We start from the raw sequence: 18872 nt of genomic DNA, 5'->3' as shown, positions 1-18872 counted from the left end.
TCTGCTATTATTAGGATTGCGTGCAAATAAATGAACAGTATTGGTTATGAATAACATATCTAGTAGTATTAGATTTCTTCACTGAGCAAGGTATTATGTTTCTACGGCATTAATACGACAAGTTTTTAAAAATAATTCTGGTGGGAAAAATGTTAAAAAATAAACCTTCACAACTCCATAAGGTACTAGTATTAACTATTAACTGTACAACTAAAAGAGTCAGTAACCGAGAAAGTGAACATAGAGAATTTAAGCTCAAGTTTGAGAATAGTAATTTACCAAAATTAGCTAAAACTATGGCATCTTTTGCTAATAGAGATGGAGGTGTGCTGTTCTTTGGTATTAAAGACCATCCTAGAGAACTTATAGGTGTACATGAAAACAAGATACCAGATGATGTTGTTTTCACAAACTTCTTAAAAGAGTACTTTCAGCCTGAGATTTTATTTGAATCAGAAACGTTGGACTTATGTGGTAAAAATATTCATTGCTTAATTATTAAGTCATCTATACAGAAACCTGTAATATGTAGAAAGTCAAAACTTTTAACAACACAGCAAGGTAAGCCTCAGAAGGAAATCTTAAGGGAAGGAGCTATTTATTATCGCTACTCTGCCTCATCAGATGAGATTAAGTATGCAGATTTGAGGATAATGCTCGATAAAGAAAGAGAAAGTTTTTTTAAGTCTATGGTGGATAATATTACTCTCTTAAATAAGGTTGGAATGGACAAAGCGGCTATTGTTGACGCACAAGAAATGTCTGGGAGTGACCATACCGCATCTGTATTTTTGACAAATAATACAGCTCGAAGCTTAAATTGGATAGATAGTGGTAGATTTGTTGAAAATGAGGATGATGCAGAAAAGGCTTATTATGTTGTAAGGAAAGTTGAAATAAAACATGGTGTGGAAGTAGCTACTCCAACAGATTTTGCCAAAACCCATCCATTGACAAAAACAGACTTATGTAAAAGTGTGAAAATACATGGACTTAATTTTGATGCAATCGCTTGGAAGCTAGGAATTAAAGACAATCCCAAACATCATATATCTTCAAATCATGGGAAAAATAAAATACATAAGTTTAAAAAAGAATCAGAAAATATTATTTTAAGTGCTTACCCTTTAGATATGAAAAGACGTCATGAAGAAATAAAGAAGGTAGCCGAGGAATATAATGATGCCTTACGTGTTTGAAATTAACAAATCACATATATAGCCCGTAGGTTGGGCGGAGGTTGCGACCCCCAACATGCTGATATTACAAAACTAATCCGTTGGGTCTCGTACTTCGACACCAACCTACGACTGGATAAAACATTAAGCTTACGATTACCTATCAAATGAGTGATAAATCATAGTTTTCTGAAAAATCTGGATGTATTTTATCCACTGTTTCGAAAAACTCTTCTTTCGTTTTAGATAGTTTCATAATGGTAGTAACAGAAGATACTAATTGCAATAGCTCAGGATGACCTTTATCTGGCGTCAAAACTTGATGCAATCTAGTGCCTTTATTACCTAGTTTTTTAGCCTTGCTTTTAAGTTCTGGTAGTATCTCAGGCGCTAACTTTTTATATATAACTTTATTAGTAACATGTCCAAAAAACCCTGGACGCTTTACTTTTCCATTCTCAGGAGGGTAAGGCATATCGTAAAGTCTAAATAGCTCTTTATAATAGTCATCAGGGAAAGTTTTAATCCAAGCTTGTAATTCATTATCTATAAATTTCTCAAATAGCTTGGCAAGAGCATCTTTTTTTCGAGCTTCTTGATATCCTGTAACTTCGTCAACTAAGCTAGTCATACCTACTTGCGATAAGGCTCTTACCAGTATTTCTGCTTTTTTAGCAGAACCTATTTGAGACGGATGCAACTTCTCTTCTTCTCTAGCCTTTAAATACAAATCAGCTACTAATGGCAATATATTCGCGTCATAACCACCTTGAATATTGCCTTTTAAATCAACATACTCAATCTTTTTAATCACTTTTTTTAGGTCATCTGATACAAAGGGTTGAAGATTTTTGGCATCCATAAAAGTAGGAATATTTTCCAGTCTTGCATTACCTCTTCCAGGTCTGTCGAGTGCATCAAAAACTGCACTTTGTCTAATGACACGGATATCTCCCTCTATTACCGCTACATCTAAAATACTATCTCCAATTTTTATTTCGCCTTCGTAACCTGCTTTAGGTAAGCTAGCTCTATATTTTCTTGCTTCAACTCCTTTCATAGCACGAGCCTTACGCTCTGTTGGTGTCATTTTTAGTGCTGTTGCTTTACCACTGTTTTCACTTCCCATATTTTTCACCTTATAATTGAATAAGAACTTATTATAATCGCAAGTTAATAACTTGTAAATATAAAATTAAAGTAAATAACTTGTATAAGTTTTTATACAAGTATTTATCTAAAAAATATTAAAAAAACGTAAGTTTAAAGGTTTAATTTTTATGAAAAGAAGTATGGAAAGGTTACTAGACTCCTAGCCCCGATTGTAGCGATTATCCTGTCTTAGCTGATTGCATTGCAGACGTAGCTGAGGGTGATATCGAAATAACAGGAACGCCATCAGACATAAAAGCCTGCACACCAGCGCCAAGGTAGATATGAGCGGAAAGCGGGATTGGCTCCCCAAAAATCTCACCTAAATAAACTCCCTCTCAACATGCATCACCCGTGCATCTACCGTACGTTCTATCTTCGCCTCTAACTGACTACACTGTGATTCAACCTCACGTTTAGAAGTCGCCACCACTACGAACGTCCATTCGCTGGCATCATGCCGATCACGCTCGCCGCTCTCACATACCGCAACTGCTGGATTACGGCCAAAGCGTGCATGTAGGCCGCCCATGCGTTGGCGTTTTTCTTTCAAAGAGCTGCATCCGGGCAGCGTAAAAGTCAGAGTTAGAATGGCTATATGCATTTTATCCTCCTTGCTAAAACAGTTGATACATCATCGTAGCATCAAATATGATGCCTACCCGTCACTGAACGATCAGGTTTAGATAGCCTCTTTAAAACGCACTTATACTAGGACCTTACTGCTATCTTTTGTACTCATAAGTTCGCCACAGTAAAAAACACCGCAATTCATGCTATCGTTATGTTACTCCGGTCTATGGTATATCCGTATCAGTAGCTCATAGCTACTTATATTGTTTATACTGAAAAATCACAATAGCCAACATGCGTATCTAACCAATGACTCCTATCAGCTACGTACAGCAACAGCGCATTACTCGATTATGCGTGCGCTGCGGATTACTCCTTATGCAATATGGCGCTGAGTCGGCCATTGTGGTTGACCTATCCAAGCGCTTGGGCATCGCCTTGGGGATGAACAGCGTAGAATGTTCGCTCAACTTTAATGCCATTACCTTGACAACTATTTGTGATGAACGCTGTATCACCACCACTAGGGACACCATTAATCAGAGCATTAATGTCAATTTATTGGTACAAATCCAGCAAATTGTCAATAAAACCGAAGCCACCGTAAGCGATGACGAGCTGAATCATGAGCTGACTGAACTCACTACTCTTGCGTTGGATGAGTTAGATAAGTCGGTTTACCCAACGTGGCTAGTGTGCCTATTTGTTGGCGCCTCTTGTGCCGCATTTGCTTATCTTAATGGCGGCAGTTGGTCGATTACCGCCGTTACCTTTACCGCAGGTATGGTGGCGATGCTCACCCGTATTTATCTGGCCAAAAATCATTTTAATCCGTTTATCACAGTCATTGTGACAGCGTTTATCGCCTCTTTAATTGGGGCGACAACCTATTATTTTGATATAGGTGACAATGCAGACATTGCCGTTGCCTCTAGCGTTTTGCTATTAGTGCCAAGCTTTCCCCTAATCAACTCTTTATCTGATATTTTAAAAGGCTATGTCAATATTGGGATTGGGCGTGCTGTTTTTACCTATATGTTGACCTTTTCAGCTGGCGTTGGCATTGTCATGGCCCTTGTTCTGCTTAGAATACAGCACTGGGGGTTTTGACATGTGGTTCATTCAAACCGTTGCGCTGTCCTGTATTATTACCCTTGGCTGGACGCTAATGTTTACCGTACCCAAACGGTATATTCTACCCTGTTTGCTCATGACTGCTTTTGGGTTCGGGCTAAAAACAGCCCTTGTGTATCAGCACGTACATATCGTGGTTGCCAGTTTTTTTGGGGCGATGCTCGCCAGCTTTTTAGGGGTTTATTTCTCTAGGAAATATACCCTACCACCCAAGGCCCTCATCTCACCAAGTGTCATTTGTATGATGCCAGGAGTCGCCGCTTACAAGGCGATGGTCAGCATGGTACAGATTGGTTATTTTGGCTATTCAGACGAGTTATTCGGTCAAATGATGGTTTTTTTGTTTGAGTCCTTATTTGTGACTTCAGGGCTGGTGCTGGGCTTGTCTATTCCTGGACTGTTATTTTATAGGCGTCGTGCTATTGTTTAGCTTACAGGCTATCTCTAACCTAACACCAGCCATGCTGATACAACTTAACACCCTAGTGACAAGCAGCTTGTAAGATTGATTATAATACCCATTACAATAGAGTCCAAAATTATACTAACCACTTATTAATAAAGAGACAGCAACCATGACCAAGCATTATGATTATATCTCGATTGGCGGCGGTAGCGGCGGTATTGCCTCAATCAACCGAGCGGCAAGCCATGGCAAAAAATGTGCCATTATCGAAGCCAACCAATTGGGTGGCACCTGCGTGAACTTGGGCTGCGTACCCAAAAAAGTGATGTGGTATGGGGCGCAAGTTGCCGAAGCCATCCATAAGTATGCACCAGACTATGGATTCGATATTGAGGTTAAAGGCTTTGATTTTCAAAAGCTGGTGCAGAGTCGCCAACAATATATCGAGAATATTCACCGTGCCTATGACAATAATTTGGCAAAAAATGGCGTTGACGTGATAAAAGGCTTTGCCAAATTTATCGATGCCAAGACAGTCGAGGTCAATGGCGAACACATTACGGCTGATCATATTTTGATCGCAACGGGCGGTCATCCTATTTACCCAGATATCAAAGGGGCACAACACGGTATTGACTCTGATGGCTTTTTTGCCCTAAATCAGCTGCCAAAACGGGTGGCTATTGTAGGAGCAGGATATATCGCCGTTGAGATCGCTGGGGTATTGAACAGTCTAGGCGCTGAAGTGCATTTATATGTACGTAAGCACTCGCCACTGCGCTCATTTGACCACAGTGTTGTGGAAGCCTTGCTGATAGAGATGGAGCAAGACGGCATTCAATTGCACACCAACACCACGCTAACTGAAGTCAACAAAAATGAAGATGGTAGCCTAACCTTATGTACCAAAGATGGCAGCCTAGACACGGCAGACTGTTTGATTTGGGCCATTGGTCGCGCGCCTTCCACGGACAATCTTAATTTGCAAGTGACGGGTGTAGAGACTAGTGATATTGGCAAAATTAAAGTCGATAAGTTCCAAAACACCAATATTAAAGGTATATATGCGGTAGGCGATACTATCGAGAATGGTGTTGACTTGACTCCGGTGGCTATCGCGGCAGGTCGACGCTTATCAGAGCGCTTATTTAATAATAAGCCTAATGAGCATTTAGACTATGAATTGATACCGACGGTTATCTTTACCCATCCTGCTATCGGTACTATTGGATTGACTGAAATCGATGCTGTTAACCACTATGGTAAGGACAATATTAAATGCTATAGCTCAACATTTACCTCAATGTATAGTGCAGTCACCCAGCATCGTCAGAAGTGTATGATGAAACTGGTGTGCTTGGGCGATGATGAAAAAGTCGTTGGTCTGCACGGTATAGGCTTCGGCGTCGATGAGATGATACAAGGCTTTGCAGTAGCTATAAAAATGGGCGCTACTAAGGCTGACTTTGATAATACTATTGCTATCCACCCAACCGGCTCAGAAGAGTTCGTGACGATGCGCTAGTCTTTATAGGCTGAGCACTATTAAGGCGTGTCATCAATCAATCAGCCTCTGCATATATTAAATATAGGCAGAGGCTCTGATGAATATAGTTTTAAGGTACTTAGATATTTCTAATACTGACAGCCAAACCACGATACTGCTATGATGTCAGTAACAAAAACTGTTGAGAGATGGCTGTGTGGCAAGTGTACCTTTTTATCTTACCGATTGGCCTTGGCATTATGACCTTAGTGGCCAGCTTAATGTGCCTGCTGGCTTATCTAATATCTGATGATAATGCCACCCGTCTACCCGCCTTTAACTGGTTCAAGCGCTTGGTTATAGTGGCGTTTATATTACTTAGCATCGGGCTATTTATGACGTTTAAACACTTTTGGAGTTAGGCTAAAACCATTACTTCTAATCAATAGTTATTAAATATAAGCTACTAAATATAAGCTACTAAATATTAATTACTAACTAGTGGCTAATTTTTCTAGTTTTAATAGTTGTAGGTCTTGCCGTTTTGGCTGGCCATTATTGCCATCCTCTGGAAACGGCATCGTCACTCCCGTCAGTTTATAACCCCGACGTTCATAATAAGCCAAAAGCTCAGGACGATGGCTTAAGATACTCATAGTCAGTCGAACAGTCTTATCTTGAGTTTGTAAATGTCGCCCAGCAAAAGTTTCCGCTGCCTGTAGTACTTGATGGCCAACCCCGCCTCCCTGCCGTTCCGGATGAACCGCAAACATACCGATATAGGCACAGCTTTTATCAGCATTGTCTTGCATATCCACTGCAATGCAGCCAAGTAATTCGCCAGTCTCTTGTCCATCACGGCTATCCGTATCAGTCTTTGGATAGACGAATAGATAATGCTTGGGATCAGCGATAACACGGGTAAGCTCGGAGTCGGTAATACGAATACCAGCGACTAAATCAGCTTCATTGGTCCAACCTTCCGACTGACGATAACAGTGGTCAAGTAACTGCTTAAGAGCACTTATATCAGCAGGTTTAGCTTGACGTAAAAATACAGTATTAGTGGTCATATTATTCTCATTTGTTAAAAAGGCTGCCAAGATGTAGCGGCAGCCTTTATCCTAATCGTTATAAGCGTCTTATCCTAACGCGATAGTTCATGCGCTTGGGCAATAATATCAAAGCCTGCGTTAATCTGTGCACGGGTGGGTGCCTGACCGAGGCGCAATAGCTCGCCAAAGGCGATCAAATCTTTATCACGTCCAAGCGTACTGGCGGCACTTGCGCGTGTATTGTCGTTATCATCATCGAAATAATATTCAATATAATTAAGCGTATCTGGCGAGCCCAATAAAATATTATTGTCTGAGTTTTTTGCATGACCGCTGTAACGCAGACTTTTGCCATACTGCATCGTCCAAAAGAACGGTACACGTTCATCTAGCGAATCCACATTACTATCATTTAAGATTGCGGCAGTAGCCACCAGTCCATGTTGTAAAGCAACGCGCCAATGTTCGATACGCATACGCCCCATTTTTCCAGACGCCTTAGCAATATCTCCAAGGGCATAGACTCCGTCGCGCAGTTGTAAATGACTGTCTACTTGCACTCCGTCCGGATCGTTTACTTCACTAAACAGGTCCGTACGTGGTGACACCCCAGTACCCAAAATCACTATATCGGCGGCTATTTGCTCGCCATTTGCCAAGCTAACGGCGCTAATTTGTGTTGGTGTCGTAGCATCATTACCACTAATCTCATTCACTGTAGCGTCTAAGACAAATTTAATGCCATTGGCCTCATGCAGTTTAATCAAGGCATTGCTGACTGTTTCAGAGATGATATTGCCCATCACCCGGTTTTCTTGGCCGACTACTGTGATAGATGCCGTCGTGCCCGCTTGTGCTAAAGCTGCTGCAACCTCCATACCGATAAAGCCAGTACCAATAACCACCACATGTTTATCATGGCTAGCGGCTTTAATCGCTTTGGCATCGTCCATACTACGTAAGGTATAAACCCCATCGAGGTCAGCACCTTTTATAGGAGGAACCATGGGCGACGCACCAGTAGCGACCACTAGAAAATCTGCACTTATTTTTTGCTCATTACCACTAGCGTCATCAAGAATAATGGTGCGCTCGTTGGGTAAAACTTCATTAACCGTTTGATTTAAGCGTAACTCAATATTATTCTTCTGCGCCCAATCGCTACCACCGAGTAGCAGTTTTTCCTCAGGCATATTTCCTGCTAGAAAGGCTTTCGATAACAGCGGACGGTTATAAGGCGCTTTGTTGTCTTTGCTAATTAGCGTAATGTCGCCACCATAACCCATCTGACGCAAATGATGTGCGGTCATAAAACCAGCGGCGCCGCCACCAACGATGACAGTATGAGTCTCTGTCAACTGATCATTAGCGATAGAATGGTCTATCTTCGCCGCCGTATTGACCGTCAGGCTCTCGCCATTATCAGTCAATTCGTATTGAGTCAGACCTTCAGTCGCTACCGGCTCTAATAACGACCCGTCACGGCTATCAAAAGTAGCGTGATGCCACGGACAAATTACCCGATTGCCACAGCGAAGCCCGTCGCCTAAATTTGCCCCAGCGTGCGGACATTTACCATCAAACGCATGAAACGTACTGTCGTCGCGAGTAATTAAAATGATACTATCGTCATCTTGCTTGTACGATTTCATACCACCACTTGGAATGTCGGCTTTATTAATAGTTACTGTATTACCAGTTGAGTTGGTCATGGGTTATCCTTAACGGTTGCGGTTGCTACCTTTATTGGCTACATATTGCTGCTTATGATTTTACTGTGAGTTACTACGTTAATATGGGTTGCTACCTCAAGCTACAGCCAGCCATAAATTAGGACTGAGTCACTTTCAAGAATCTGTTTCAAGAATCTGTTTCAATAATTTGTACTGCTGTAGACTGAGCCACCTTAGAAATATAACATTTATTAATAGTAACAAGTACACCGTGTATACGGTATTTAATTGCCTGTCTACCATGTAATTAAACGTAACATTACGATTTTAATGACGCTTTTCTTCAATTTTAATCTAAATACGATAACAGATGAATAACTTATGACTTTTCAAGACAATCACCTTAATAACGCTACTCTTCAGCCAGTAACGGATAAACCACCATTTGATGTCGCAACCGTTGATATGACAGTGATAACCGATACCTCACAGCTGCCACAGCCGATGCGACCACCCATCATACAAGCGACTTATAAAGCGCACGCAGCAGACTTTGTGGTTCATGAAATACTGCCATTCACTTTTACCGGAGCCGGTGAGCATTTATGGCTACATATGCAAAAGATAGGTATGAACACCGCATTCCTCGCTAAATTATTAGCAGAATGGGCAGATATTCCTTTACGTGACGTCGGTTATTCTGGGCTAAAAGACCGGCACGCTCTAACGACCCAATGGTTTAGTTTACGCTTGCCAAAGAAACAATTACCAACCACTAGCTTTACCCCCACTGACCTTGGCACAGATGAAAGCGTGCAGATACTTACCCAACAGTGGCACAATAAGAAACTCAATCGTGGTACGCATCGTGCCAACCAATTTATCATCACTTTACGTGACGTGCAGTCTGAGAGTATCGCAACAGCCACTCCTGCGGTCGACCAAATGCCATCGATAAAACAAACAACAGAGCAGCATTTAGCAAGTATGAGTCAGAACGGCGTGCCCAATTATTTTGGCCCGCAGCGCTTTGGCCATGGCGGTAATAATATTAGAGAGGCCCTTACGCTGTTTGCTCGTCCATTACAAGACACTAGCCCGCCACGCAAAAAAGGTAAAGGCAAGCGCCCACCACGCGAGCAAAATGCAATGGCGCTGTCCGCCGCTCGCAGCCTGATATTTAATGAGGTCTTAGCCGTGCGGGTACGTGATGACAGTTGGGACCAAGGTATGGCTGGTGAGGTATTTAACTTAGCGGGTTCAGGATCGATATTTGCCAGCGAGCAGATTGACGATACCTTGCGCGCGCGCCTTGCTGACGGCGATATTCATCCAACAGCTGTGTTGTGGGGCATCGATAATGATAAGGTAAGTGGCGAGGCGGCCACACTTGAGCATGATACTGTGCAGCAAAGCTTATTGCTAACTGAACTAGCTATCGGCCTAGAGCAGCGCGATATTAAGGCGCAACGCCGGCCATTACGCTTAGCTATTGAGGCGTTGGCTTGGGAATGGTCAGATGAGCAGACCCTAATATTACGCTTTACTTTGCCAACTGGCAGCTTTGCCACTAGTGTTTTAGCCAGCTTGGTACAGCAGTTAAATATGCCATCTATGAGATAAACTATTGGATGGTCGGTCAATGACACGTTTTATTTCTTAAGTAGCATGGCTTAAGTGCGCGACTTAGGAATACTGCCTTCTGCTAACAAATCATTGGCGCTCACGACCTGGTTACGACCTCGATCTTTGGCTTTATATAACGCTTTATCAGCAGTACTGATCAAAAATTCTTCGCCCCCATAGCGACTGACGATCGCTTGATCTGTCAACGTATCTAATAGTATTTGTGCCGCCTCACGCAGTACCTGATCACCCCTTTCATGGCCAAAATTGTCATTAGTGTGCTTAAACCAATCCAAATCTAATAAAATGACACTAAAATCTTGCTGATCAGTCGCTGCCGTGAGCGCTCGCTACATTTGAGTCAAACCGTAGCGGATGTAATGAAACCTCCATAACCATAAATAATGCCAGCAGCGACGCTCTGTCCGCTGCTTGCCATTCAAAAATGACTTGAGAGAGCTTTTTGTAGCCTAGTTGGTATATCGATACAGCCATGTATGCGCTACCGTGTACGATTTATTAAGTTCGAATTAAGACCCTGTATTTCTCAGATTCTGGCTTACTTTGTATAGTCTGTTTACTATGGCTATTTTTATGGTAATTATCAATCAGTCTTAAAAGCATAAAAGCTTCTACATTATGACTTGAGGTCAAAAGCCTGCCAAATGCCCTGTTGTTCAGGGGTCAAAGTCGGTACATCGCCGATACGCCGCCACGGCATATTGCTACCATGAAAGTCACTGCCTATCGAAGTAACTAATTCATGCTCCGCAATCGTGCGATCAACCATTCTACGAGTGCTGAGCGGCTCGCTATTGGCTGGCAGCTCGCAAGCATCGCCGCCAAGCTGGGCAAACTCTTCAATGAGTTTACGTACCCGCGTTGCTGATAGCTGATATCGGGTCGGATGTGCCAATACGGCCTTACCACCGCAGGCATGAATCAGCTCAATACCACGTTCCATACTTAGCGCATCGATGGCTACATAAGCCGGCTTATTATCAGCCAAATACTTATCAAAGGCTTTCTGCACCGTTTTTACCAAGCCGCGCTCGTATAAAACTTGTCCAATATGTGCGCGCCCCACCGCTTGTGGGTTGTTACCTGCTTTGGTACAGACTTCTTGCCACAACTCGTCATAATCGAGCGTTAATAATTCGCTAAGCTTTTCGGTAATACGTTGACCACGAGTGGCACGACTCTCTTGTAATTGTTGTAAGGTTTCGTGCATCTGCGCATGGTCGGTAAAATCTAAACCCAACACATGAATAATTTTATTAGTCGATTTATTTTTACCATAGCCGCCACTCAGCGTGTGTTCACAGCTAATTTCCACCCCATTAATGAGCTGCATATTGCAGGCTTGAGCGGTCGCTCTCGCCTCATCAATACCTAATAAAGTATCGTGATCGGTCAGGGCCAACACATTGACTCCTGCCGTATGAGCTCGCTGCACTACTTCCGCGGGCGCATAAGTACCATCAGAGCAGTTACTGTGGCAATGTAAGTCGATTTTCATAAGATTGGCCTTTGTGTTTTTGAGCATGGTACCAGTGTTGATAATAGAATGAAGAAAAAATATCGCAATGGCAAATAGTATTGAGGCTTATTGTAAATTAATGTTTATGATAAACAGTGATTGTCGTCATGATAGCTGCTTATCATGAACGCTTATTATCGGCTCTTGCCAAGTATTTATAGGGTCTTGGCAGGTATGCCTATTATATAAAGCAATTATGATGTTGATTGCTTTTTTTTGGTGCAGTAGACGTGTAAACTAACCCATACGTTTTTGTTGGACATCCCACTTGCTATGAAAGCCTTATTAGACTTTATTCCCTTAATTGCTTTTTTTATTGCTGCCCGTACTAACGGAATTTTGGCGGCGGCAGGCGCGTTGCTGGTAGCGACTATCGTCGTTTATACCATCCATTTTATACGTCAAAAAGGTAAATTTGATAAGCAACAATGGGTCGTACTGTTATTAACCATTGTGTTTTGTGGCGGCACCTTGCTATTGCGTGATGACATCTACTTGCGTTGGAAGTCGCCGATTATTAACGGTATTTTCGCGTTAACGCTACTCGTTAGTGCGGCTATCAATAAGCCGCTCATGCAAATGGCAATGAAAGATGTGTTTACCCTATCAATGAGCGGCTGGAAAAAGCTAACAGTCGTTTGGGCATTGTTCTTTGCATTCATGGCTGTACTGCATTATATCACGGCATTTACCATGTCGGACGAGGCATGGATTAATTTCAAAACCTACGGCTGGATTCCAATCATGCTAGTGTTTGTTGTCGTCCAATTTGCGTTATTGAAAAAACATTTAAACCCGGCTCTGACTGACAAAGCAGCCAAGTAATAGTAGGTAGCTTGCTCCTTCCTTTTTTTAGCAGAGTTAAAGCTAGGTGTTGAAAGCCTGCTGACCCTTATTTACTATATTGTAAAAAGTACCGGCTATTTTTAAATACTGGTATTAATAAGGGTTAGTGTACATTGTTCTTACTGCCTATGATGGTTCACTGTTTATTTCTACTTTTTTATTAAGGAAATATGATGTCTTTATTTGCCATAATTGGTTATGACGTTGCCAATAGCGGTGCACAGCGGAAAATCACACGCACTGAACATCTTGAACGTCTACAAGTATTGAGTCGCGAGCAGCGGTTGGTTATCGCCGGTCCAACACCTATTAAGCATGATCAAGGTGCGATGACCGAAATGTCAGGTAGTATTGTCATTGCAGATTTTGACTCTCTTGAGGCTGCACAAGCGTGGGCGAGCGCTGACCCTTACTTGCGCGACGGGGTTTACAGTCATGTGGATATCAAGCCCTTTATACAAGTACTGCCATCACCTACTGAGCAAATAGCAGACCAAATATCGAGTCAGGTGGCGCCATCGTGAGTCAGCTGGCATCGTCATTGAAATTATTAAAAAACGGCCGTTATAAAAGCGGCGTTGCTAGTGTCGTCTTAATGGCCGCTATGTCAGCACAGGCAGCACCGACCGTGACGGCTAACGATCCAGCAGTAACCTCACCTATAGCCAGTCAAACGGTAGTCGATCAAGCTAATAATACGTTAGCAGCACAGATGCAACCGTCAAATAAGGCGCTATCCTCTGCCAATCAAGATCTGCTCAGTCGCAATGCGCAACTACAGCGACAAGTTAATGACTTACAAACCCAAACCAATGTCTTAGTTTATGAAAGTAAAGGGCAGTTGTTTTTGTACGGCGCTTTTACAGTGTTGATTAGCTTATTAGTCGGTATTTTTATCTCTTGGCTAGTCTTTGTACGCCGTCAACGCTGGTAAAGTCACAATTCCTTGTTTATTTATTTATCGGCTGTGATTGTCTATGTCTAAACCTACTGCTACCTCCTTAAATACTGCCAACCCGCCAGCGATCCAGACCCAGACCCAGACTACTGAATATTCTCATATTAGTAAACTTGGTGCTATTACACCAGCTACTATCAGCTGGCAAACTGACGATACAGGTAATGTTGTGCCGGTATCTGGTGAGTTTGGTGATGTGTATTTTTCACATGCTGACGGTTTGGCAGAGTCGCGCCATGTGTTCTTGGAGGGCAATCTGCTACCAGAGCGCTTGGCAAATTTAGCGCCGCAGCAGTGCTTTACTATCGCTGAGCTAGGCTTTGGTACTGGCCTTAACTCATTGGCGTTATGGCAACTTTGGCGCCAACTGCGCGCAACCCAGCCGCATTTAGCCACTGCTCGCGTGCATATGATTACCACTGAGCAGTATCCGCTAAGCCATGACGATTTAACGCAAGTACTGAGGTTATGGGGGCAACGCGCTCCTGAGCTAGCCGAACTGATTAACGAGCTATTGGCAGCGTATCCGCCGCTGGTTGAAGGTTGTCATCGGCTGAACTTTATCAATGATAATTTGACTGTTGATATCTGGCTAGGTGACGCTACTGCTAGTCTGGAAAAATTACCAGCAGCTTTACCGCCTCTTAATTCTGCTAGTAATGTCCTGAACCATCCTGTTTATAATAGTACTGCTCATAACAAGCCGCACGTCGATGCTTGGTTTTTGGATGGTTTTGCGCCGTCGTGCAACAGCACATTGTGGACAGAATCGATATTCTCTCAGATTCAACGCTTATCACGTGCCGGTACTACTGCGGCCACTTACAGCGCTGCTGGTACTGTAAAACATGCACTGCAAAATAGTGATTTTGAAGTTAAAAAAGTAACTGGTTTTGGTCGTAAGCAGCAAATGCTAACGGCCGTCATGACTCATAAGGGAGCACCAGATACCGGTAATAATAGCGGCACTAATGAGGATAACTCATCCAGTTCTAGCTGCCTTGGCAAATCTAAGGCGGTTCAAAGGGCATCAGATCAGCCCACCCATACGGTGGTAATTGGGGCTGGGGTCTCAGGTTTAATGACAGCGTGGTCGCTTGCGAACCGAGGCATTAAGGTAACGCTACTAGACAAGTCAGCGCCACTATCAGGGGCATCAGGCAACCCGCGCGCCCTACTCGCACCAAAGATGACCCCTATTCATCATGTTGATGACCATCTACATACCATAGGCTATCTCTACAGTAGCAGGCTATATCGCCAATTCAACAATAAGGCTGCGATAGCAAAGACAGCCCCCATACTTGAGCCCACCGGAGCGCTCGACTTGTTAGTGAAATCCAATGTCGATACTCAGCAGATTGCAGACTATCCGGATGATATGGCAACCACCTTATCGCATGCCCAAGCGCAAGCAAGCTCAGGATTGGCACAGCAAGACTTATCTAAAAACCTATATTTACCACAATCAGGATTGATTAACCCACAAGCGCTAAAGGACGTGATACTCAGTCATCCCTCAATCGCCTTTGAGCAATTGGCGGTCACACGGATCGATGAAACCGAGACCCGTGTTTCTGTTATGGGTCATAAGTCTACCCCTGCTCATGAATTTGTCAGTAGTCACAACGAAGCGGAACACAGTAACTTGCGAGAGGCTGAAGCCATCACTATCCAAGCTGATAGCCTAGTCATCTGTGCCGCCTATGAAAGCCACCAATTAGATGGCCGTATTTTTGATTGTCGTAAAATACGGGGTCAACTGTCTTGGTTTACCCCAACAGCTGAGCAAGGTAATAAATTACCTAAACTACCGGTCAAATATGGCGGTTACTGCGCGCCATTTGTCGCACAAACGGGTGATGCTGAATTGAATAGTGTGGTAGAAGGACAACCGTATTTTTTACTGGGTGCAAGCTTTGTGCGTAATGATATTGATACGGATGTCCGTAGCCACGAACATCAGCAGAATTATGATAAATTGATCGTGGATATCCCTGAATTGGCTGCCATTATTCCAACTGATACTCACTTGTGGCAAGGGCGTGCAGGTGTTCGGACGCAAACACCTGATTATCATCCATTATTGGGTCAGTTATCGCAAAGTAAACGACTGTGGACGATGTCTGCGATGGGCGCTAAAGGCTACGCCTTTGCCCCTATTTGTGCAGAAGCGCTGGCTGATATGATGACAGGAAATTTTGCGCCGTTGTCTGCTGCGATGCTAGCCCGGCTATCGCCAAATCGTTCGCGTTTACAAACACCGCTGCCTTAAGCGCTTTTAACCAAAACCTGTTAACTTGCTAACCGCAGCTAGCAACCAACTAATCGCCGTCCATAACCCCCAGCCAATAATCGCAATCACTATTACCCCTAAAATATCAGGTATGTGTAGATAGAACCAGGCAGTGATTGGATGACGCCAAAAGCGACTGCTACGCTGCTTGTTTTCTAACTGTTGGTATAGAAATGGTCTATCCATGTGAGTGGTATCGGTGATGCCATATTCATCGTGTATGTGCTGATGTACGATGCTGAGCGTCTTACGGCTGGGACGAATAAAAATATCCAGCAAGGTGCCAATTCCTGGGATAACACCTACTACCATATCGATTAGTGCCAGTCGTACCGCAGGAGTCATCTTACTCGCAGGCACGCCTAACTGGCGACCTAATATAAAAGCATAGCTGGTTAAAGCCAACCCGGCTAAGTCACCTGCCAGCGGTATCGTCGATAATGCCGCGTCTGCACCCAGCCCTTGTTTGGTAAAGGGAATACGAACGACTGAATCCATTGCGTTAGCGAACTTTGCTAACTTGCGCTCGGTGGCGATGACTTGCGCGCGTGTTAGACCTTGCTCGGCGAGATTGAGCTGGTAGCTTGTTTGTCGCTCATCTGCTGCTGTCTCAGCAGACGATCGCTTGGTCAGCTTGCGAAATTTATCCATTGAAACTGGTCCAAATACAAGAGGCAGCGACTAAAGCAAAGACATAACGACCCACCCAAATATTAGCAATAAATGCTTGAAAACAGGCTAACGCTTGACGGCTAGCACAAGCATTATTTTGCTTAGTAAACATCATTGCGACTAGTGCCAAACCGAATACTGGCGAAATACCTAAGCTGGTTGGCGCAAAATAGTGCCATAACACCACGCCCATTATTAATAGAAACAGGCTTTGTAGTACCGAGATAACCACCACATCAAAGCGACCAAACAATATTGCTGTAGACTTGACGCCAATTTTTAAATCATCGTCACGATCCGCCATCGCATATTGGGTATCATAAGCTACTGTCCAGCACATATAGGCTAAAAATAGCAGCCAACACCAAATATCAGTGCTACCAGTTATGGCCACATAGGCCATTGGTATCGCCCAACCAAAAGCCGCGGCTAAAAATACTTGCGGTAGATGAGTGAAGCGCTTCATAAAGGGATAAATAAAAGCCAGAATCACCGCGCCAAGAGACCAATAAAACACTTGAAGGGGTAAAAACAGTAATAAACTGGCGCTTAATAACACTAGTATTAAGAAGGTAGCAATAGCTTCTTTAGCGGAAAGACGACCATCTGCTAGCGGGCGTCCTTTGGTACGTGTTACATGTCCATCTACTTTACGATCGGCAAAATCGTTAATCGCGCACCCTGCTGCCCGCATTAAAATAGCACCAAGCGCAAACAGAACAAATATCTTGAGACTGGGCAGACCCGCACTTACACCTTGCTGCTGGGCTTGCCCCATGGCCGCCAGCAATACACCCCATAAGGTTGGCCATAGCAACAGCTCAATTCCTACCGGCTTATCAAAGCGCGTCAATTGCATATAGGCGCGGATTTTTTCTTTAAATGTCACCGATGAGCGCTTAGATATCATTATTTTACAGCCTCTATCTTTATCGTCTCTATATTTACAGATCCTATATTTATCGCCTCTATCTTTGCTGCCACAATTTATTGGCCTCTAGCAAAGATACTTCAGGATACTGTTTGCGTAACGCTTTAATCGCCACTATTTTATTATTTTGTGCAGCCTGCTTACGTAAGTAGGCTAAATGCTCTTGGGGACTACTCAATTGTTTTAAACGCGCTTCGAGTCTCAAAATTCGAGTACGTAGCATAATGTTTATGATCAGTAGGCCGGCACCCACCGCCCAAACTATGATTGTTAGCATCACGCACTCCTATATTTTTGCCCTACATTTATACCAAAGGTTGTTCAAAACGTTTATAAAAACAGCTGTTATCTAAACACATCATATGAGCCTGTTATGAAAAATAGCCATCAAAACGTACCGCGGCATTATGCCAGCTATCATCTGGCGGTTGATGAGCGAATAATGGCGCGTGTTGTGGACGCTTGACGATAACCCGTCCCTGCTGTTTAGTGTTATCACTATCGCCATTAATACTGATATCATCACTAGCATTGCTATTGCCGTTCACCTTGCTACGGACCAACGCCTGCGCACCTTGTAGCAATTGCTGTTCTTGCACTAGAGACGGTGCACTGGCTAAATAATGTAATGCTTGCATATGTTTGCCAACTTTAGCGCCTTTACCCGTTTTACTGTCCTGATAGCTGTTTTCTGGAAACATAGGATCTAAGTACACCACCTCAACTATTTTATTAACGAAAGCATGGGTAGTTTCAACTGTGCTGCTATCAAGCGTGACGCTATTTTGGCAAGAGGCAAAATAACTGAGTGCATCAGTGTTAATAATATGCAAGCGTGCCATTAGTTTTTGCCAATTCGGCTGTGTACTCATACGTTGCTGCTCAGCGAGCAACAGCAACGCCATTAAGGGCTGCTGTTCTAACATCGTGACCTGCGCGCCAGTACTGGCCAATATTAAGCTGTCATGACCAAAGCCTGCGGTAGCATCCACCACATGGCTATCAACACCAACTTTTGCGGCCTGTAGTAGTAGCTCTGTCTTGCGGCCGGCGCTGACCACTCGCCGTTGTAGCTTGTCCCACTCAGGGGCAACGCTCAAACCACCACTTAGCAATGACAGTTTATTTTTGTCATCTAATAATAAAATAGGCTGAGTAGTGTCGGCACTTAGTTGTTCTCGGCTTTTTTGGTTTAGCTTGGTCGTTATCAACTCCACATTTATACTTAATGACAGCTTGTGCTTGCTCACTAGAGCTTGTAAGCACTCAACTTTTGGCAACTGCGATTCAGTAGTGTAGAGCAATCGGCAGTGGCTCAGAGGGATAGATGCGGGTAGCGCCGTCAT

General features: G+C 43.5%; 19 protein-coding genes and 1 pseudogene. 10 read left to right on the top strand and 10 right to left on the bottom strand.

Annotated features, from left to right (window positions below; translation table 11 throughout):
* The first annotated feature begins 149 nt into the window (after nucleotides 1-149).
* On the top strand, nucleotides 150-1199 hold the full coding sequence (locus RCH20_RS02650) for an AlbA family DNA-binding domain-containing protein (RefSeq protein WP_327192476.1): 1050 nt from the start codon (nucleotides 150-152) through the stop codon (nucleotides 1197-1199).
* A gap of 142 nt (nucleotides 1200-1341) precedes the next feature.
* Here the strand turns inward: RCH20_RS02650 and RCH20_RS02645 are convergent, their stop codons facing one another.
* Together RCH20_RS02645 and RCH20_RS02640 are read right to left on the bottom strand one after the other, a co-directional pair.
* Nucleotides 1342-2307 carry a P63C domain-containing protein gene (locus RCH20_RS02645; protein WP_327192475.1) on the bottom strand — a complete coding sequence of 322 codons (966 nt, stop codon included), beginning with the start codon at nucleotides 2305-2307 and terminating at the stop codon, nucleotides 1342-1344.
* Nucleotides 2308-2652: 345 nt separating this feature from the next.
* Complete coding sequence (locus RCH20_RS02640) at nucleotides 2653-2934, bottom strand: DUF503 domain-containing protein (protein WP_327192474.1); 282 nt, start codon at nucleotides 2932-2934, stop codon at nucleotides 2653-2655.
* 278 nt (nucleotides 2935-3212) lie between these two features.
* Here RCH20_RS02640 and RCH20_RS02635 point away from each other — a divergent pair, with 278 nt between their 5' ends.
* The 4 genes from RCH20_RS02635 (at nucleotide 3213) to RCH20_RS02620 (ending at nucleotide 6351) form a co-directional block, all read left to right on the top strand.
* A complete protein-coding gene (locus RCH20_RS02635) occupies nucleotides 3213-4013 on the top strand; it encodes a threonine/serine ThrE exporter family protein (protein WP_327192473.1) in 801 nt (266 codons plus the stop codon).
* 1 nt (nucleotide 4014) lies between these two features.
* Entirely contained in the window at nucleotides 4015-4467 is a 453-nt protein-coding gene (locus RCH20_RS02630) for a threonine/serine exporter family protein (protein ID WP_209956525.1), read from the top strand.
* Between the two features lie 145 nt (nucleotides 4468-4612).
* Complete coding sequence (gorA, locus tag RCH20_RS02625; RefSeq protein ID WP_209956524.1) at nucleotides 4613-5968, top strand: glutathione-disulfide reductase; 1356 nt, start codon at nucleotides 4613-4615, stop codon at nucleotides 5966-5968.
* A gap of 170 nt (nucleotides 5969-6138) precedes the next feature.
* The gene (locus RCH20_RS02620) at nucleotides 6139-6351 is read left to right on the top strand and encodes a hypothetical protein (protein ID WP_327192472.1); all 213 of its coding nucleotides are present in this window, start codon (nucleotides 6139-6141) and stop codon (nucleotides 6349-6351) included.
* Nucleotides 6352-6423: 72 nt separating this feature from the next.
* On the opposite strand, the gene RCH20_RS02615 is transcribed toward RCH20_RS02620, so the two are convergent.
* Nucleotides 6424-7002: a GNAT family N-acetyltransferase gene (locus RCH20_RS02615; protein ID WP_327192471.1), complete on the bottom strand. Its 579-nt coding sequence runs from the start codon at nucleotides 7000-7002 to the stop codon at nucleotides 6424-6426.
* Between the two features lie 74 nt (nucleotides 7003-7076).
* Nucleotides 7077-8696, bottom strand: coding sequence for an FAD-dependent oxidoreductase (locus RCH20_RS02610; RefSeq protein WP_327192470.1), 1620 nt, complete (start codon nucleotides 8694-8696; stop codon nucleotides 7077-7079).
* Nucleotides 8697-9038: 342 nt separating this feature from the next.
* Between RCH20_RS02610 and truD the strand changes: the two genes are divergently transcribed.
* Nucleotides 9039-10280, top strand: coding sequence for a tRNA pseudouridine(13) synthase TruD (gene truD, locus RCH20_RS02605; RefSeq protein ID WP_327192469.1), 1242 nt, complete (start codon nucleotides 9039-9041; stop codon nucleotides 10278-10280).
* A gap of 50 nt (nucleotides 10281-10330) precedes the next feature.
* On the opposite strand, the pseudogene RCH20_RS02600 reads toward truD, so the two are convergent.
* Nucleotides 10331-10612: pseudogene (locus tag RCH20_RS02600) on the bottom strand (GGDEF domain-containing protein); the annotation flags it as partial.
* A gap of 308 nt (nucleotides 10613-10920) precedes the next feature.
* A complete protein-coding gene (locus RCH20_RS02595) occupies nucleotides 10921-11802 on the bottom strand; it encodes a PHP domain-containing protein (protein WP_327192468.1) in 882 nt (293 codons plus the stop codon).
* A gap of 294 nt (nucleotides 11803-12096) precedes the next feature.
* Between RCH20_RS02595 and ispZ the strand changes: the two genes are divergently transcribed.
* The 4 genes from ispZ (at nucleotide 12097) to mnmC (ending at nucleotide 15902) form a co-directional block, all read left to right on the top strand.
* Nucleotides 12097-12648, top strand: coding sequence for a septation protein IspZ (gene ispZ, locus RCH20_RS02590; RefSeq protein WP_209956519.1), 552 nt, complete (start codon nucleotides 12097-12099; stop codon nucleotides 12646-12648).
* A 194-nt stretch (nucleotides 12649-12842) separates the two neighbouring features.
* A complete protein-coding gene (locus tag RCH20_RS02585) occupies nucleotides 12843-13193 on the top strand; it encodes a YciI family protein (protein ID WP_327192467.1) in 351 nt (116 codons plus the stop codon).
* Nucleotides 13190-13603 carry a hypothetical protein gene (locus RCH20_RS02580; RefSeq protein ID WP_327192466.1) on the top strand — a complete coding sequence of 138 codons (414 nt, stop codon included), beginning with the start codon at nucleotides 13190-13192 and terminating at the stop codon, nucleotides 13601-13603. The genes RCH20_RS02585 and RCH20_RS02580 overlap by 4 nt, the downstream gene beginning before the upstream one ends.
* A 43-nt stretch (nucleotides 13604-13646) precedes the next feature.
* Entirely contained in the window at nucleotides 13647-15902 is a 2256-nt protein-coding gene (gene mnmC / locus RCH20_RS02575) for an FAD-dependent 5-carboxymethylaminomethyl-2-thiouridine(34) oxidoreductase MnmC (protein ID WP_327192465.1), read from the top strand.
* 6 nt (nucleotides 15903-15908) lie between these two features.
* On the opposite strand, the gene RCH20_RS02570 is transcribed toward mnmC, so the two are convergent.
* The 4 genes from RCH20_RS02570 to RCH20_RS02555 all read right to left on the bottom strand — a co-directional run bounded on the left by RCH20_RS02570 (nucleotide 15909) and on the right by RCH20_RS02555 (nucleotide 18872).
* Entirely contained in the window at nucleotides 15909-16574 is a 666-nt protein-coding gene (locus tag RCH20_RS02570; RefSeq protein ID WP_327192464.1) for a DUF4112 domain-containing protein, read from the bottom strand.
* Nucleotides 16567-17505: a 4-hydroxybenzoate octaprenyltransferase gene (ubiA, locus tag RCH20_RS02565; protein WP_209956514.1), complete on the bottom strand. Its 939-nt coding sequence runs from the start codon at nucleotides 17503-17505 to the stop codon at nucleotides 16567-16569. The genes RCH20_RS02570 and ubiA overlap by 8 nt, the downstream gene beginning before the upstream one ends.
* 58 nt (nucleotides 17506-17563) lie before the next feature.
* Nucleotides 17564-17803: a hypothetical protein gene (locus RCH20_RS02560; protein WP_327192463.1), complete on the bottom strand. Its 240-nt coding sequence runs from the start codon at nucleotides 17801-17803 to the stop codon at nucleotides 17564-17566.
* A 94-nt stretch (nucleotides 17804-17897) separates the two neighbouring features.
* Nucleotides 17898-18872, bottom strand: coding sequence for a class I SAM-dependent methyltransferase (locus RCH20_RS02555; RefSeq protein WP_327192462.1), 975 nt, complete (start codon nucleotides 18870-18872; stop codon nucleotides 17898-17900).

It is taken from the genome of Psychrobacter sp. PL15, from assembly GCF_035984995.1.
GTDB lineage: Bacteria > Pseudomonadota > Gammaproteobacteria > Pseudomonadales > Moraxellaceae > Psychrobacter.
This window is presented reverse-complemented; position numbering and strand designations above follow the sequence as displayed.

Excerpts from the sequence above, each read along its gene's own strand:
- RCH20_RS02650 (WP_327192476.1), top strand. The coding sequence starts at position 150 with ATGTTAAAAAATAAACCTTCACAACTCCATAAGGTACTAGTATTAACT.
- RCH20_RS02645 (WP_327192475.1), bottom strand. The coding sequence starts at position 2,307 with ATGGGAAGTGAAAACAGTGGTAAAGCAACAGCACTAAAAATGACACCA.
- RCH20_RS02640 (WP_327192474.1), bottom strand. The coding sequence starts at position 2,934 with ATGCATATAGCCATTCTAACTCTGACTTTTACGCTGCCCGGATGCAGC.
- RCH20_RS02635 (WP_327192473.1), top strand. The coding sequence starts at position 3,213 with ATGACTCCTATCAGCTACGTACAGCAACAGCGCATTACTCGATTATGC.
- RCH20_RS02630 (WP_209956525.1), top strand. The coding sequence starts at position 4,015 with ATGTGGTTCATTCAAACCGTTGCGCTGTCCTGTATTATTACCCTTGGC.
- gorA (WP_209956524.1), top strand. The coding sequence starts at position 4,613 with ATGACCAAGCATTATGATTATATCTCGATTGGCGGCGGTAGCGGCGGT.
- RCH20_RS02620 (WP_327192472.1), top strand. The coding sequence starts at position 6,139 with ATGGCTGTGTGGCAAGTGTACCTTTTTATCTTACCGATTGGCCTTGGC.
- RCH20_RS02615 (WP_327192471.1), bottom strand. The coding sequence starts at position 7,002 with ATGACCACTAATACTGTATTTTTACGTCAAGCTAAACCTGCTGATATA.
- RCH20_RS02610 (WP_327192470.1), bottom strand. The coding sequence starts at position 8,696 with ATGACCAACTCAACTGGTAATACAGTAACTATTAATAAAGCCGACATT.
- truD (WP_327192469.1), top strand. The coding sequence starts at position 9,039 with ATGACTTTTCAAGACAATCACCTTAATAACGCTACTCTTCAGCCAGTA.
- RCH20_RS02595 (WP_327192468.1), bottom strand. The coding sequence starts at position 11,802 with ATGAAAATCGACTTACATTGCCACAGTAACTGCTCTGATGGTACTTAT.
- ispZ (WP_209956519.1), top strand. The coding sequence starts at position 12,097 with ATGAAAGCCTTATTAGACTTTATTCCCTTAATTGCTTTTTTTATTGCT.
- RCH20_RS02585 (WP_327192467.1), top strand. The coding sequence starts at position 12,843 with ATGTCTTTATTTGCCATAATTGGTTATGACGTTGCCAATAGCGGTGCA.
- mnmC (WP_327192465.1), top strand. The coding sequence starts at position 13,647 with ATGTCTAAACCTACTGCTACCTCCTTAAATACTGCCAACCCGCCAGCG.
- RCH20_RS02570 (WP_327192464.1), bottom strand. The coding sequence starts at position 16,574 with ATGGATAAATTTCGCAAGCTGACCAAGCGATCGTCTGCTGAGACAGCA.
- ubiA (WP_209956514.1), bottom strand. The coding sequence starts at position 17,505 with ATGATATCTAAGCGCTCATCGGTGACATTTAAAGAAAAAATCCGCGCC.
- RCH20_RS02560 (WP_327192463.1), bottom strand. The coding sequence starts at position 17,803 with ATGCTAACAATCATAGTTTGGGCGGTGGGTGCCGGCCTACTGATCATA.
- RCH20_RS02555 (WP_327192462.1), bottom strand. The coding sequence starts at position 18,872 with ATGACGGCGCTACCCGCATCTATCCCTCTGAGCCACTGCCGATTGCTC.